This is a genomic window from Providencia sp. PROV003 (assembly GCF_045040775.1).
GTDB lineage: Bacteria > Pseudomonadota > Gammaproteobacteria > Enterobacterales > Enterobacteriaceae > Providencia > Providencia huashanensis.
Genome location: NZ_CP096369.1, coordinates 3,494,161 through 3,508,648, shown reverse-complemented (window position 1 = coordinate 3,508,648; position 14,488 = coordinate 3,494,161). Strand labels below are relative to the sequence as shown.

Genomic DNA, 14,488 nt, shown 5'->3' with positions numbered 1-14,488 from the left:
ACTATTACTAAAAGCAATAGGCTATGAAAAATAGAGAACGTAACCGCCCTGAGTTGGCTGATTTTTTAAAGCAAAAACGTGAAAGTGTCTCTCCTGAATCAGTCGGTTTACCACGCACAACTCGCCGTCGAACGCCAGGATTGCGCCGAGAAGAAGTTGCCGCACTCGCTGGTGTTGGTTTGACGTGGTACACATGGCTTGAACAGGGCCGAGAGATAGGGGTTTCAACGCAATTTCTTGATAACCTGTCAAATGCACTTAATTTAAATACGGCTGAACGCCAGCATCTTTATCTACTTACGCATAACAGAGAGCCTATAGCGACTGGAAATACAGAACACTGTGTGCCTTCGGCAATTTCAAAAATGATCACTGATTTTCCAGATAACTATTTATGTTATGTGCTTAATTTGCATTGGGATGTACTGGCTTATAATTCACGTGCTGATGATTATTTTCATTTTTCCGAAGCTGAACCGTATTTATGTAATTTTCTTTATTTATTATTCACCGACCTTCGCTATCAAGAACGGTTTGCGGATTGGCCGTTAGTCGCTAAACAGTTACTCGCAAGTTTTCGTCGTGATTATGCTTTGACTAGAAATGACCCTAATATCAAAACATTAGTAAAAACGCTGGTGGGGCAATCTGCGCTATTTAATCAATTATGGAATAAGCATGAGATTTATCAGCCTTGTACTGGTGTCCGTGAATTGGTTTATCAAGGAAATTTAGAACATTATGACTACACATCACTGACGTTTGATATTGAAAAAGGGAATCGACTATTAGTTTATATTCCTAAATAAATTATATGCTTACTTCTTTTTAATCTCTCGCCTTGACGAGTTGCAACTTGAATTATTTAGGAGTATGTTTTTAAAAAGAGTTCACATAATATAATAAATAACATTATGATTTTATGTAGAACTATGGGAGATGGCATTCCTCCTGTTACAAAACCGCCCATGTAGGGCTGATGATGCCTACGTTAACCTTTTCAAAAGATAGGGTACGTAGGTATTATGTGCCCTGAATTTAGGGCATGAATGATCTAATAGGAAACTTTCCTTTCATTTATCCCGCCAGACATTAAAGGAAGTTTCTATGTATGCCTCTTTATTTGCAATAGCGCTGGGTTCTGTTCTCGGTGGGTGGTTAAGGTGGTTTGTTAGCCTGAAACTTAATCACTTTTATCCCAATATTCCCCTTGGTACTGTTGTTGTCAACTTAGTGGGTGGCTTTGTTATTGGTTTTGCTATTTCTTATTTTGCCAACGCCAATATTAGCCCCGCCTATAAGTTATTTATTGTGACGGGCTTTTGTGGTGCATTCACCACTTTCTCCACATTTTCACTTGAAGTGGTCGTTTTAATTCAAGAGGGAAAATTTGGCTTTGCCATCAGCACCATTGCCATCCATGTTATTGGCGCGTTGGTCTTTACTTTGCTCGGTATGCTGTGTCATCACTGGTTAGCACAGGGGTAATATTAACCTTATAAACTGAACAAACCATTTTTTAATGGAATGATTCGTTATAAAAAAGAAGAAACTCAAGCGATGCATTATCGCCTGAGTTTCTGTTTTAATTATTTTCTAATAAATGATGAGCTGTGGCTTCATCGGTTACTAACCCTGTGACCCAACCGCCATTTAATACCGCTTGTATCGCGTGAGTTTTATGGGAACCCCCAGCAAAAGCAATAACAGGTTTATTCGGTGGTGCAAATAGAGGGACGCTGGTGTGTGTGTCATCTAACGCTGTCGATAGCCTTTCCCCATTGGCTTGAATAAAATGGCCTAATAGCTCAGCGGCTACGCCTTTCTCAAGTAACATTTCCAGTTGTTCATCGGTGACAAAGCCTTCCGAATTCAGCGGGCAGCCTTTTCCCACCTCACCAATACCAATAAAAGTTATGTCTGCATTTAAGGCTTTTTCTGTTACTTCCTTATACACACGGTGTTGGCACCACATGGCCTTATCTTCTGGGCTATCTGCATATAGCGGGGCAGGTAAGATATAATGGCGACATTGCAGCTTTTCTGCAAAACGCAGTGGAATATCATAACGTGTTGCCGAACTGTCCCGAGCGATAGCGCCAATCAATGAAACACATTGATGTTGCGGGGTTTCTAGGTAAGGAAGGGCATCAATAATACTTCGTAATGTTCGGCCTGAACCAATACCGATCACTTGGGGGTTGTCTTGTTCGATTAATTGTTCCATTAATTCAGCGCCAGCCACTGAAATCATATCGAGGGTTGAGCCTGTATCAAGCTGGCCTGATGGAACCACACAACAATGTGTTAGTTGGTATTTCTGTTGAATTTCATTGGCGAGCTTAAGGCACTCAGTAATTGGGTGAGTGATCTGAACATGGACCATGCCTTGTTCTTTGGCTAGTGAAATAAGGCGTTGTGCTACTTGTCGTGATAAACCAAGTTCATGAGCAATTTCTTGTTGAGTTTTGCCTGCCACAAAATATAACCATGCTGCACGCGCTGCTTGCTCCATTTTTTTTAATTCTTTCTGCATGGACTGTCTCCTGCTTTTTTACGATATTGTAATTCTGGGCAATTGCTTATTAAAAGGGCAAAAGTCAATATTGTGAGCATTATCGCAGTAATTGTGATCAAGTTGAAACTAAAATATAACAAACGGGCATATGCCCAAACTTGTAGCAAATATTTATTCTAAGTTAAGGGGTCACAATGTTAAAGCAAAAATCAGTGTGGATGCACATCGGTGCTGGGTCATTTCATCGTGCTCATCAAGCTTGGTACTTACACCGCTTAATTCAACAAGGTGATGATAGTTGGTCAATCGCATTAGGGAATATCCGCAATGATGCTAATACATTGCTTGATAACTTAGCTAAACAAAATGGAGAATACACACTCGAAACGGTTTCCCCTGAAGGGGAACGTCAGTACGAAAAAATTACCTCGGTGCGTAAAATCCTTCATTGGGACTCTAATTTAAGCCAACTCGTTGAACAAGGTTGTGATAAAGCGACTCGAGTGATCGCATTTACCGTAACAGAAGCAGGTTATTATTTGACTCCACAGCATGAGCTGGATGCTGAGCAACCAGATATCAAGGCTGATTTGGCAGGCGCAATGTGTACTATTTATGGTGCATTGACCCATATTTTACGGGCTCGCTTAGCCGCACATGGTGAGCCGGTAACCTTATTAAACTGTGATAATTTACGTCATAACGGTGAGCGTTTCAGGCATGGTTTTTTATCTTTTTTACAATTAAAAGGTGAAACAGAATTATATCAGTGGGTAAAAGAAAGCACTCGCTCACCAAATACCATGGTAGATAGGATCACACCTCGGCCAACACCAGATGTGGCTGAACGTGTAAAACAACATACAGGCTGGGATGATAAAGCTCCGGTAATGGGGGAAGCATTCATTCAGTGGGTAATTGAAGATGACTTTATTAATGGGCGTCCAGCACTAGAAAATGTCGATGTTGAAATGGTAGATTCAGTATTACCGTGGGAAGAAGCCAAAATCCGTATTTTGAATGCAAGCCATAGCTGTATTGCTTGGGCGGGAACACTCATTGGTTTGAATTTTATTGATGATAGCACCCGTGAAGCGGCTATTAAACAGATGGCTTGGAACTATGTAACGCAAGATGTCATCCCTTCGTTATCACCAAGCCCGCTAGATCTTGAGCAATACCGCGATGTCGTTTTAGCTCGTTTTAGTAATCCTTACATAAAAGATACTAATCAGCGAGTTGCCGCTGATGGTTTATCAAAAATTCCAGGCTTTATCACTCCAACACTACAAGAATGCTATCAACGAGGCCAAGTTCCTGCAGCAACAGCAGTACTTCCCGCACTATTTTTTGTCTTTTTACAGCGTTGGGCACAAGGCAAATTACCGTATGAATACCAAGATGGCGTGCTTGATGCTGCATATTATCTACCCTTGATGAATGCCAGTGATGCATTGGAAAAATTCGTTTCCAGTGAAATGCTATTTAGCACATTAGCGCATTCAACGCAGTTTCATGAATTAATGAAAAATACAGTGGCAGATGTTGAACGCTGGTTGAAATCACCACATCAACCTCTGTAAGGAGAAAGTCGATGTACCTTGGAATAGACCTCGGCACTTCAGAATTGAAGGCAGTTTTAATTAATGGGCAGGGAGAAATTGTCTCCTCTAGCCATATGGCATTAACCGTGCAAAGGCCCCACCCTCAGTGGGCGGAACAATCGCCAGATAGCTGGTGGGAAGCGACTAATTCGGTGGTAGCCACACTTCGTCAAAAAGCACCAGAAGCATGGGCAGCAGTAAAAGCGATAGGTTTATCTGGGCAAATGCATGGTGCGGTATTACTTGATAATCATCATCAAGTGCTACGGGATTGTATTTTATGGAATGACACCCGAAGCGCGAATGAATGTGAATGGCTGATGGAAAACCACCCCGAGTTTTTGACAATAGGTGCCAACCTTGTCATGCCCGGTTTCACTGCGCCTAAATTATTATGGGTAGCACGTAATGAACCTGAGGTATTTAATCAAGTTGCTAAGGTATTGCTACCAAAGGACTATTTGCGCTGGAAAATGACTGAACAGTTTATCAGTGATATGTCAGATGCTTCAGGAACCCTATGGCTCGATGTCGCAAAGCGTGATTGGTCTGATGAATTATTGGCTGCAACAAATTTAACTCGCGAACATATGCCTACTTTAGTGGAAGGTGCAGAGAAAAGCAGTGTACTTCGTGCAGATTTAGCTTCCCAATGGGGGCTCAGTGCAGATGTTATTGTGGCGGGAGGCGGTGGGGATAACGCCGCCTCCGCTGTGGGGGTTGGTGCCGTTAATGAAGGGGATGCATTAATCTCTCTTGGCACGTCAGGTGTCATTTTTGTCGTGAACAATCAATTGCAGGCGGCACCACATCAAGGCGTGCATGCATTTGCTCATGCTTTACCAGACCGTTGGCATCAAATGAGTGTGATGCTAAGCGCCGCCAACTGTTTACGTTGGCTTTGCCAGTTGTTGTCTACAACGGAAAACCAATTGATGGATGAAGTAGGCCAATTGACTGAACAGCAAAAAAAACAATCTCCCGTGTTTTTACCTTACCTTTCTGGAGAACGAACTCCGCATAATGATCCTTACGCAATGGGGTCTTTTTTCGCCTTAAGGAATGAAACAACACGTGCTCAGCTTGGTTATGCGGTGATAGAAGGAGTGACGTTTGCCCTTGCAGATGGCATGAAAGTTCTAACTGAAACGGGCACACAAATTAGCCGTTGTAGTTTAACTGGCGGGGGAGCTCGTAGCCCTGTCTGGGCACAATTAATTGCCGATGTGATTGATATACCGATTGTTACACACCCTGCAAGTTCATCCGGTGCGTTAGGTGCAGCACGCCTAGCGTGGCTGGTGGATGGCGGAGATACCGAAACAGTATGCCAAAAACCTGATGTGTTAGACACTTATTCACCGCAAGAACAATACCAAACTTGGTTACATCAACGGCTTGATGTATTCCGTTTATTGTACCAACAGCAAAAACAAGCAAGGGAATTACTGCCACAGTAAGTCAGTATGGCGGTGTTCCCTACACACCGCCATTACTGTTAACTCTTCGCGATTGATTAAAATAACAAAATGACAATGAGGAAACTGCAATGGAACAGAAGCAGTATTGGCTTGGTTTACCTAAGCATTTGTTCTGGGGGTTCATCGCTATCGCTATTTTTATGAGTGGTGATGGTTTTGAAATGGCTTTTTTATCCAAACATATTACTGACTTAGGTTTTACACCGACGCAATCCGCTATGGTATTTACGGTATATGGCTTAATGGCAGCGGTTGCCGCATGGGCATCGGGTGTGGTGGCTGAAATTATTACTCCACTTAAAGCGATGATGATTGGGTTTATTCTGTGGATAGTGATGCATGCCTTATTTATGGCTTTTGGTTTAGGCCTGAAAAGCTATACTCTAATGTTATTATTTTACGGTATTCGTGGGTTGGCTTACCCGCTATTTATTTACTCATTTATGATGATGTTAGTACAGGTGATCCCCCGAGCTCACCTTGCTGCCGCAACTGGGTGGTTTTGGGCGATGTATTCTGTTGGGATAGGCGTAATTGGTAGCTATTTACCTAGTTTTTCTATTCCAATGATAGGGGAAACCGGCACATTATGGATGGCAATCGGCTGGGTCGCAGTTGGTGGTGCGATTGCTTATTTTAGCTTACGCCATGTTCCAGTAGACCGTTCAAAAGTAAACTTACCCATGAAGGATAAAATGGCGGAATTGTCGCGTGCTGCGACCATTTTATTCACCAATAAAGATATCTTTATGGCCAGTTTGATTCGCATCATTAACACGATTTCTCTGTTTGGTTTTGCGATCATCATGCCATTGCTATTTGTTGACCGCTTAGGGTTTACCATCTCAGAATGGTTACAAATTTGGGCCGTGTTCTTCTTTGTGACTATTTTTACTAATATTTTCTGGGGGATTGTTGGGGAGCATATAGGTTGGATACGCCAAGTCAGGTGGTTTGGCTGTTTAGGCATGGCTATCTCAAGCCTGATGTTTTACTACTTACCGGTCTATTTTGGGCATAACTTTGCGATTGCTTTAATACCTGCCATTTTATTAGGGATTTTTGTCGCTGCCTTTGTACCTATGACTGCGGTTTTCCCAAGTATTGAGCCTAACCATAAAGGCGCAGCGGTTTCTATTTATAATCTTTCGGCTGGGTTAAGTAACTTTGCTGCGCCTGCGATCGCCAGTTTGGTCTTACCTTTCTTTGATATTGTTGGCGTGGTTTGGGCGTATACAGGGTTGTATATTTTTGCAGGTGTTCTGACATTCTTTATTAAAGTCCCACAACCGGGTTTTGAAAATAATCGTAAGGTAAAAACCACTAAGTCTGTAGTAGAGCAGCAAACGAGTAATTAACTTATTTTATTAAACTCAAATCGAGCCCTATGGCCATATTATGGTTATAGGGCTTTTCTCATTTAGAGAGTAAATAAGGTATTAGAAAAGGCAAAAAAAGCGAAAGGTATATCCTCCTTTACAGTGGCAATATAAAGAGAAACAGATTAACGGTTAAATAAAGTATAATATTCCACGAAAATGGAAATATTAGTCATATTTGTAAGGCTGTTTCTGCTGTTATCGCGAGATTTATTGAAAATACATCCTGAAGCAATAGAATATAATTTCATAGATTAAAATTTAGTCTATAGTCGATCTTGTTATAAATAAGCTAATAAGTGAGATTAAATATTAATATCTGAACTATCATTAAGATGATATTAAGGAGACGATGCTTTCTGTTGTTATATCTGACTATTGAACAAGATTATTACCTTTATTCTAACCTACTTAATTCCTGTTTTGTTATCTATACATCTGTATTTTCGGTGTTATTATGATTTTTGTTGCAATTTTGTATTTTTGCAGCGAATTGCTCTTAATACTGATGTTTTATCAAACAAAATAAATTTTTTAATAAAGTTAAAAGATAAATTAAAAGCTTATAACACCAAAAAATAATCTAATAAAAAAAGATAAATGCGGGGAAAAAGTTATGTCACAGATGTTAGCTCTGTTTCTGATTGTGGGGATATTATATATCGGGGATGCTATTGCGGTTAGAACGAAAGCGTGGGTTCCTTCTGTTTTCGTGTGTGCGGTATTATTTTTAATCGGTTATTGGACTATTTTCCCAAAAGATATTGTCAGTATTGCGGGTATTCCTCAAGTGGTGGCAATTGCCTTAATGTATTTGCTAATTACCAATATGGGAACACTGTTATCTTTAAAAGAATTATTGCGTCAGTGGAAAACTATTTTAGTTTCATTAGCGGGTATTTTAGGGATCATCATTTTTACCTTAATTATTGGCGTAATGCTATTCGATTTAAATACAGTATTGGTTGCTGTACCTCCATTAGTTGGTGGTATTGTCTCTTCACTAATTATGTCAAAAGGTGCAGCGGAAGCTGGTTTGGTTGATTTATCGGTTTTCGCTATTTTAATTTATGTTATGCAAGGTTTTGCGGGTTATCCGTTAACCGCAATAATGTTAAAAAAAGAAGGGCGCCGAGTTCTGGAAAAATACCGTAATGGTCAATGGAAAGAAACATTAGCTACTGGAGAAACAAAAGAGGTTGAAGTCAAAACACTCGTTTCTGAAGACGAAATGCCTCGTATGTTTAAAAAAATTCCTAGCCACTATAATACAAGCTATTTCAAATTCTTACGTCTAGCTTTCGTAGGGTATTTAGCATATTTAGCGTCCAGTTTTGCCGCACCTTTTGTTAGTATTAGCCCTTTTGTACTGTGCTTATTATTCGGTGTAATTGCATCTTCATTAGGCTTTTTAGAAAGGCAGCCATTGCAAAAGGCTAATGGCTTTGGCTTTGCTATTATGGCGTTAATGTTGTTTATTTTTGATACATTAAACCATGCCACCCCAGATATGTTATTACGCCTAGTTTATCCGATGGTGGTATTAATTTGTGCTGCAGTGATTGGAATGTTTATCGCATCATGGATTGTTGGCAAAATTCTAGGCGTGACTAAAGAAATGGCTTTTGCTGTTGCGCTCACTGCATTGTATGGTTTCCCTGCAGATTACATCATTACCAATGAAGCGATTAATGCATTAACAAAAGATGAAAAAGAGCGCCAAGTATTAACTAGCCATATGTTAGGGCCAATGTTAGTGGGTGGTTTTATTTCTGTCACTATGGTTTCTGTGGTATTAGCGGGCATTATGGTTGCGTATATTGTTCCAGTAGCGGGGTAAATAAAACAATGGAAACAAGTACTTCAAGAATTCAGCGCCATTTAGAACAATTGGCAGAATATACCGCGACACCAGGTCAAGGTACAACGCGGATGAGCTATAGCGAGCAAGATAAACAAGCTCGTGATTATTTAAAGCAGGAAATGACCGCGTTAGGTTTACACGTTCGCGAAGATGCGATCGGAAATATTTATGGGCGTTTGGAAGGTCAACAGCCTGATTTACCGGCAGTTATTATTGGTTCTCACTTTGATTCAGTTCCTCACGGTGGTGCATTTGATGGACCAGCGGGGATAGTCACGGGGTTAGATGTTGTTGCTCGGATACGCGAACAAAACTTAACACCAAAGTACCCATTAGAGGTGATTGCGCTGGTGGAAGAAGAAGGAACCAGTTTTGGCCGTGGCTTGATGGCTTCAAGTGTGATCACGGGGCTAATTGGCACCAAAGAATTGCACCAATTAAAAGATAGGCAAGGGGTAAGTGCCGCTGAGCGAATGGCTGCTGCGGGTTTTAATGCCGACAAAGCGTCAGAAGCTGTGCTTGACCCTAAAAAAGTGAAAGCCTTTTTAGAATTACATATTGAGCAAGGTCCCGTATTAGAACAGGCGAATGAAGATGTTGGCATCGTCGAAACAATTGTTGGTATTAGCCAGTTAGAAATAAAACTCACAGGTAAAGCAGGGCATGCTGGCACAACACCGATGAATATGCGCGCAGATGCCCTTGTTTGCGCTAGCCGAATTATCAGCCAAATCCCTAAGCTTGCAGAAGCTGCGGGGGATAATACTGTCGCGACAGTGGGACGGTTGGCGGTTTTACCAAATGGGGCTAACGTGATCCCAAGTGAAGTCACCTTCAGTGTTGATATTCGTTCTAAAAACGATGAAGCCCTTAGAAAAGTCATCGCTCAAATTATGGCTTTAACAGAGCAAGAAAGTACTGAAGCGGGAATAGGCAGTGACATTATTCAGCCATTATATGTTCAACCGACTGAGCTAAATAGCGAGATTCATACTCTAATGCAAGAACATGCCAGCGCTCAAAAGCTACGTTTTCGTAGCATGGTCAGTGGTGCAGGGCATGATACGATGATTTTTGCACAGATCACCCAAACGGGACTGATATTTGTCCCAAGTCGCAATGGGCTTAGTCATCATCCGGATGAATGGACTGATTATGCACAAATTGCACGCGGTGTTGATGTGATGTTTGAAACCGTTAAGTCACTCATAGAATGTTAATTATTAATTATATAAGCCATGCAAAACGTTATTTTGTGATGGGGTAAAAGGTAGAAAAATGATCAGCAAAACTATTACAGCCGCAATCAAAAAACATACTCAAGAAATGATTGCATTTCGACGTGATTTACATGCTCATCCTGAATTGCCATTTGAAGAAGTACGTACAACAAAACGTATTGCCGAAGAATTAGACAAAATAGGCATAGAATATCGCTTAACTGAGCCAACAGGGGTTATCGCTGAAATCAAGGGGGCGAAGCCAGGCAAAACCGTTGCATTACGTGCTGATATTGATGCGTTACCCGTATTGGAATTAAACGATTCGTTAGAATATAAATCCACTACAGCAGGGAAAATGCATGCCTGCGGTCATGATGCACACACAGCCATGTTGTTAACCGCGGCCAAAGCACTATACGAGGTACGTGAAGAGTTAGCCGGCAATGTGCGTTTGATTTTTCAACCTGCGGAAGAGATTGCTCAGGGTGCATTAGCGATGATCAAACAAGGGGCTATCGAAAATGTGGATAACGTGTTTGGTATGCACATTTGGACAACGACGCCATCAGGCAAAGTTTCTTGTAATGTTGGCGGTTCATTTGCGTCTGCGGATTTATTAAAAGTCACCTTTAAAGGGCGAGGTGGGCACGGTTCTATGCCAGAGGCGACAATAGACGCTGCGGTTGTTGCTTCGGCTTTTGTGATGAATTTACAAGCTATTGTTTCTCGTGAAACCTCATCATTAGATTCAGCAGTGGTAACGATTGGTAAAATGGAAGTGGGAACTCGCTTTAATGTTATCGCTGAAAATGCGGTATTGGACGGAACGGTACGGTGTTTCGATATTGAAACGCGTAATCGTATTGAAGCCGCTATCCGCCGTTATGCAGAACATACTGCAGCGATTTATGGTGCAACAGCACAAGTCGATTATATTTATGGGACTTTACCTGTGATCAATGAAGAGCGCAGCGCACTGCTTGCTCAGTCAGTTATTTCGCAAGCCTTTGGTGAGCAAGCGTTGATCAACGAAAGGCCAACCCCAGGGGGCGAGGACTTCAGCTTCTACATTGAAGATATTCCGGGGTGTTTTGCGTTGCTAGGTACCGGGAATGCTGAGAAGGATACGCAATGGGCACATCACCACGGCTGTTTTAATATCGATGAAGATACGATGGCGACGGGGGCTGAGTTACATGCACAATATGCATGGGCCTATTTACAGCAGCAGGCATTTTAATTGAGTATGTTAATGCTCTTAGGGCTCGTTATTCTACCTATACCGGGCCTCCCTTTGACTTTGTTGCCTATTTATTTTGTTTATTAACACTCAGTATAGCGGCTAAGTATTTGGTCGCTATACATTATGATGGGCAAATATAGCCTCCCTTAGACGCTGTTGTTGTGTAAAACGTTGGTCTTCATTGAGTTGTGGGTCATGGGATAACTGCATTAGCATTTCATTCATATGGTGAACAGAGTTTTCACCAATGAGCCGGTCAACTTTTTCGATAATTTCATCATAGTAGGGCATGTTTTAAGCTCCAATTAATATAGTCTATGGCTATTAGAGTGTTATAGGTATTTATGATGTCAATTTTGTTTCTCTATGACCATAACGGCCATCGTATTGGGTTCTAAGGCTCGCATGATATGCGGCTCATCTCCTGGATAATGAATATAATCCCCAACTTTTAACTCGACAGGGTTATCTAATGGGCCAACCAAAGCCCTACCGGCCATAATAATGATATGTTCACTTACACCATGCATATGTGGTTCTGAAATACGGTCACGACCCGGTTGGGCAATAACAGTATAAATATCACGTCGTGAATCATTAGGTGCAGATGATAATAAAAATGCTAAATAATTAGCATGTTCCGCACTGACGGGAAGGGCTTCCCCGTGGCGTATCACAGTGACAGCATCTTGTTTTTCTTCAATTAAACGAGCAAAAGGGATATCTAACGCAACACAAAGCGCCCATAAGGTTTCGATACTTGGGTTACCACTACCAGATTCCAATTGCGATAAGGTCGACTTCGCAATACCTGCTTTACGAGATAACTCGGACAACGATAACCCATTTTTTTGCCTTTCACGAGCCAGTGCTTTGGAGATCAACTCAATGGGGGGCGAAGGTAAGTTCAATTTTTTATCCTATTTATAATACTCGCTACAGATGATGAGGCTTACGCATTTGTCACCTACCTGCAACTTGAATTTTTCTGAGTATTGATTGCACTTTATAGTAAAGGTCGACATAATGAACAAATGTATTTTATATCGAACGATTGGAAAATGCTAACTTCAACACTTAATAATAGCACAGTGAAAAATATCGCTCTCGTTTGTATTGCGGACTTAATTGTCGGTATTTCATATGGTGCACTTGCCCTTTCTCAAGGTTTTGATTGGTGGGTCCCTCTGACGTTATCTATTTTAGTACTTGCTGGAGCCTCTGAATTTTTATTTATTGGGGTTATTTTTTCAGGGGGAAGCCCCATTTCAGCTGCCTTAGCGGGTCTACTGGTTAATTCAAGGCATATTCCTTTTAGTTTTGCGGTTAGTGACCTAACAGGCAAGGGGGCAAAAGCGCTATTGGGTTACCACATCATGAACGATGAAAGCGTTGTATTTGGCTTAGCACAAGAAACAAATACAGAAAAACGCGCCGCATTTTGGCTGTGTGGGGTCGGGATTTTACTTTGTTGGCCTATAGGTGTACTGATTGGGGAAGTATTAGGCAGTTTAATCAGTGACACACATGTCTATGGCATGGATGCTATGTTTCCTGCGATTATTTTAGCGCTTTCATTGCCTGCGCTCACGGATAAACGCTTACGGATTACGGCCATTGTGGGCGCCGTTATTGCTGTTTTGGTAACCCCCGTCTTACCTGCTGGGATACCTGTTTTACTCGCATTATTGAGCCTAGTTATTTATATAAGGAAATAGTCATGACAAACAGCCCATGGTTAATATTTAGCGGGGTTTTACTACTAGCGGTCGGTACTTATTTAATGCGCGCATCTGGTGCATTACTTAGAGGCCGGGTGATTTTATCAGAAAATAGCAAAGCCCTTTTTTCAGCGGCAGCAATTATTATTTTGTTTTCTGTGGCCGTAACCTCTACATTATTTTCAGGAGAACAGTTGTCGGATTGGCAAAAAATAGTAGGGGTGTTAGTTGCAGGCGTACTTACATGGTATAAAAAACCATTTATTGTCATAGTCTTGTCTGCGGCAATTGTCACTGCGCTACTTCGGTTAATTTAGAATACAACTAATTGTAATTAGCGCGATAAAGCCCCTACCTAAAGAAAGTAGGGGCTATCAATTAAGCGGTTAAGTCTTTAATCGTCTCAGAAGGGCCATTGGTTTGTACTGACGCAATACCTTTTAATGCAGATTGTTTAGATGCATACATTTCACTTGTCGCAATGATCTCATGGTTAGCTGCTTTTAAAACGAAATAATAAGGCTGAGCAACATCTTTGGTGGATTTTTTTAATTCATAATACCCCATGGTAGGCTCCTGACTTTTGTGGTTAAAAATATGAAAACCGAGGAATAAATCATAAGCAGCAAATAAATATCTGCTTAAATAAGGTTAGTCGCTATTAGGTATTATTACTAGAAGAGGGGATAAAATTCAGAAAAAGTTCAAAAAAAAGCCCCTGATAAACAGAGGCAATCGTAGGATATATAGAACTCTTTATTATGTGGCTAAGATATCGGCTTCTATCTTATAAGGCTAGTCGATTATAGTTATCGATAAAAAAGGTTTTGCCGATAACGCCATGTAAGTTAACTGATATAGCTTACTACTGGGTTACTGGTGTATTGTTAGCTTTAGGCATCGGCATTGGAGTTATGTTCTTAAATTCAGGGACTTCCATCACGGTTACTTTAACCATGTAGCGTTTGCCATCTTCAATTTTAGGTGTATTATCCGCCAGCTTTTTTATTGTTTCATTTGGGGTAGTTGTCTGTTCCGCCACGTTATAAACCATATTATGGTGATTGCCATTTCCCATATGTTGACGTGGCATGTGGTTATTCCCTCCATTGCCGATGTTTGCTGCTGTCGCAGCAAAGCCGATAGACATTAACGTTAGGGCGAATAAACTGGTAGTTATTTTTTTCATTGCGATTTCCTTTATATTGGTGATGAACCAATAGTTAACCAATTGATTTCCACCCGCAATCGCTTTTACCTCCGCTGACTGAAGCTCCTTAATTACTGCACTTTTTGTTCAATCTTAATTCATATTCATGAGAAAACAGTGGGTTAGTAGACTTTTTTTTACATTTTTAGACCTCTTGTGCTAATGGGAACTTAAGCACTGGAGACATCAAATCGGATAGTCTACGATGGTAAGTTAGGTTCTATATCAATAAAACCCTAACAAAG

The 14,488-nt window shown here is 41.0% G+C and carries 15 protein-coding genes and 1 riboswitch; of the genes, 10 read left to right on the top strand and 5 right to left on the bottom strand.

What is annotated here, in order from left to right:
- Window positions 1-23 precede the first annotated feature (23 nt).
- Entirely contained in the window at window positions 24-809 is a 786-nt protein-coding gene (locus M1F14_RS16140) for a helix-turn-helix transcriptional regulator (RefSeq protein ID WP_181469228.1), read from the top strand.
- A 117-nt stretch (window positions 810-926) separates the two neighbouring features.
- Window positions 927-996, top strand: a riboswitch (Fluoride riboswitch).
- 111 nt (window positions 997-1,107) lie between these two features.
- A complete protein-coding gene (gene crcB, locus M1F14_RS16135; protein ID WP_042844110.1) occupies window positions 1,108-1,488 on the top strand; it encodes a fluoride efflux transporter CrcB in 381 nt (126 codons plus the stop codon).
- A 97-nt stretch (window positions 1,489-1,585) separates the two neighbouring features.
- Here crcB and M1F14_RS16130 read toward each other — a convergent pair whose 3' ends face one another.
- Entirely contained in the window at window positions 1,586-2,536 is a 951-nt protein-coding gene (locus tag M1F14_RS16130; protein ID WP_042844108.1) for a sugar-binding transcriptional regulator, read from the bottom strand.
- Window positions 2,537-2,712: 176 nt separating this feature from the next.
- Here M1F14_RS16130 and dalD point away from each other — a divergent pair, with 176 nt between their 5' ends.
- From dalD to M1F14_RS16100, 6 genes are all read left to right on the top strand, one after another.
- Entirely contained in the window at window positions 2,713-4,101 is a 1,389-nt protein-coding gene (dalD, locus tag M1F14_RS16125; protein ID WP_048606977.1) for a D-arabinitol 4-dehydrogenase, read from the top strand.
- Between the two features lie 11 nt (window positions 4,102-4,112).
- Window positions 4,113-5,582 carry a xylulokinase gene (gene xylB / locus M1F14_RS16120; protein WP_181469229.1) on the top strand — a complete coding sequence of 490 codons (1,470 nt, stop codon included), beginning with the start codon at window positions 4,113-4,115 and terminating at the stop codon, window positions 5,580-5,582.
- Between the two features lie 89 nt (window positions 5,583-5,671).
- Window positions 5,672-6,961, top strand: a complete 1,290-nt coding sequence (locus M1F14_RS16115; RefSeq protein WP_042844105.1) for an MFS transporter — start codon at window positions 5,672-5,674, stop codon at window positions 6,959-6,961.
- Window positions 6,962-7,598: 637 nt separating this feature from the next.
- Window positions 7,599-8,822 (top strand): hypothetical protein, encoded by a 1,224-nt coding sequence (locus tag M1F14_RS16110; protein WP_042844104.1) that lies wholly within the window; start codon window positions 7,599-7,601, stop codon window positions 8,820-8,822.
- An 8-nt stretch (window positions 8,823-8,830) separates the two neighbouring features.
- Window positions 8,831-10,066: a Zn-dependent hydrolase gene (locus tag M1F14_RS16105; protein ID WP_042844103.1), complete on the top strand. Its 1,236-nt coding sequence runs from the start codon at window positions 8,831-8,833 to the stop codon at window positions 10,064-10,066.
- Between the two features lie 58 nt (window positions 10,067-10,124).
- Window positions 10,125-11,309 carry an amidohydrolase gene (locus M1F14_RS16100; protein WP_048606980.1) on the top strand — a complete coding sequence of 395 codons (1,185 nt, stop codon included), beginning with the start codon at window positions 10,125-10,127 and terminating at the stop codon, window positions 11,307-11,309.
- Window positions 11,310-11,426: 117 nt separating this feature from the next.
- Here the strand turns inward: M1F14_RS16100 and M1F14_RS16095 are convergent, their stop codons facing one another.
- Together M1F14_RS16095 and M1F14_RS16090 are read right to left on the bottom strand one after the other, a co-directional pair.
- A complete protein-coding gene (locus tag M1F14_RS16095; RefSeq protein ID WP_071548014.1) occupies window positions 11,427-11,603 on the bottom strand; it encodes a DUF2526 family protein in 177 nt (58 codons plus the stop codon).
- 59 nt (window positions 11,604-11,662) lie between these two features.
- Entirely contained in the window at window positions 11,663-12,223 is a 561-nt protein-coding gene (locus M1F14_RS16090; protein ID WP_042844101.1) for a helix-turn-helix domain-containing protein, read from the bottom strand.
- A gap of 150 nt (window positions 12,224-12,373) precedes the next feature.
- On the opposite strand from M1F14_RS16090, the gene M1F14_RS16085 reads away from it, so the two are divergent.
- Entirely contained in the window at window positions 12,374-13,030 is a 657-nt protein-coding gene (locus M1F14_RS16085; RefSeq protein WP_042844099.1) for an AzlC family ABC transporter permease, read from the top strand.
- A gap of 2 nt (window positions 13,031-13,032) precedes the next feature.
- Window positions 13,033-13,350, top strand: a complete 318-nt coding sequence (locus M1F14_RS16080; protein WP_048606982.1) for an AzlD domain-containing protein — start codon at window positions 13,033-13,035, stop codon at window positions 13,348-13,350.
- A 61-nt stretch (window positions 13,351-13,411) separates the two neighbouring features.
- On the opposite strand, the gene M1F14_RS16075 is transcribed toward M1F14_RS16080, so the two are convergent.
- Both M1F14_RS16075 and M1F14_RS16070 read right to left on the bottom strand, forming a co-directional pair.
- Window positions 13,412-13,600, bottom strand: coding sequence for a YegP family protein (locus M1F14_RS16075; RefSeq protein ID WP_042844096.1), 189 nt, complete (start codon window positions 13,598-13,600; stop codon window positions 13,412-13,414).
- A gap of 298 nt (window positions 13,601-13,898) precedes the next feature.
- A complete protein-coding gene (locus tag M1F14_RS16070; protein ID WP_042844094.1) occupies window positions 13,899-14,222 on the bottom strand; it encodes a hypothetical protein in 324 nt (107 codons plus the stop codon).
- Window positions 14,223-14,488: the final 266 nt, after the last annotated feature.

Coding starts and splice junctions, on each gene's coding strand:
- xylB (WP_181469229.1), top strand. CDS start 4,113: ATGTACCTTGGAATAGACCTCGGCACTTCAGAATTGAAGGCAGTTTTA.
- M1F14_RS16070 (WP_042844094.1), bottom strand. CDS start 14,222: ATGAAAAAAATAACTACCAGTTTATTCGCCCTAACGTTAATGTCTATC.
- M1F14_RS16095 (WP_071548014.1), bottom strand. CDS start 11,603: ATGCCCTACTATGATGAAATTATCGAAAAAGTTGACCGGCTCATTGGT.
- M1F14_RS16115 (WP_042844105.1), top strand. CDS start 5,672: ATGGAACAGAAGCAGTATTGGCTTGGTTTACCTAAGCATTTGTTCTGG.
- M1F14_RS16130 (WP_042844108.1), bottom strand. CDS start 2,536: ATGCAGAAAGAATTAAAAAAAATGGAGCAAGCAGCGCGTGCAGCATGG.
- M1F14_RS16140 (WP_181469228.1), top strand. CDS start 24: ATGAAAAATAGAGAACGTAACCGCCCTGAGTTGGCTGATTTTTTAAAG.
- dalD (WP_048606977.1), top strand. CDS start 2,713: ATGTTAAAGCAAAAATCAGTGTGGATGCACATCGGTGCTGGGTCATTT.
- M1F14_RS16110 (WP_042844104.1), top strand. CDS start 7,599: ATGTCACAGATGTTAGCTCTGTTTCTGATTGTGGGGATATTATATATC.
- M1F14_RS16100 (WP_048606980.1), top strand. CDS start 10,125: ATGATCAGCAAAACTATTACAGCCGCAATCAAAAAACATACTCAAGAA.
- M1F14_RS16080 (WP_048606982.1), top strand. CDS start 13,033: ATGACAAACAGCCCATGGTTAATATTTAGCGGGGTTTTACTACTAGCG.
- crcB (WP_042844110.1), top strand. CDS start 1,108: ATGTATGCCTCTTTATTTGCAATAGCGCTGGGTTCTGTTCTCGGTGGG.
- M1F14_RS16085 (WP_042844099.1), top strand. CDS start 12,374: ATGCTAACTTCAACACTTAATAATAGCACAGTGAAAAATATCGCTCTC.
- M1F14_RS16105 (WP_042844103.1), top strand. CDS start 8,831: ATGGAAACAAGTACTTCAAGAATTCAGCGCCATTTAGAACAATTGGCA.
- M1F14_RS16075 (WP_042844096.1), bottom strand. CDS start 13,600: ATGGGGTATTATGAATTAAAAAAATCCACCAAAGATGTTGCTCAGCCT.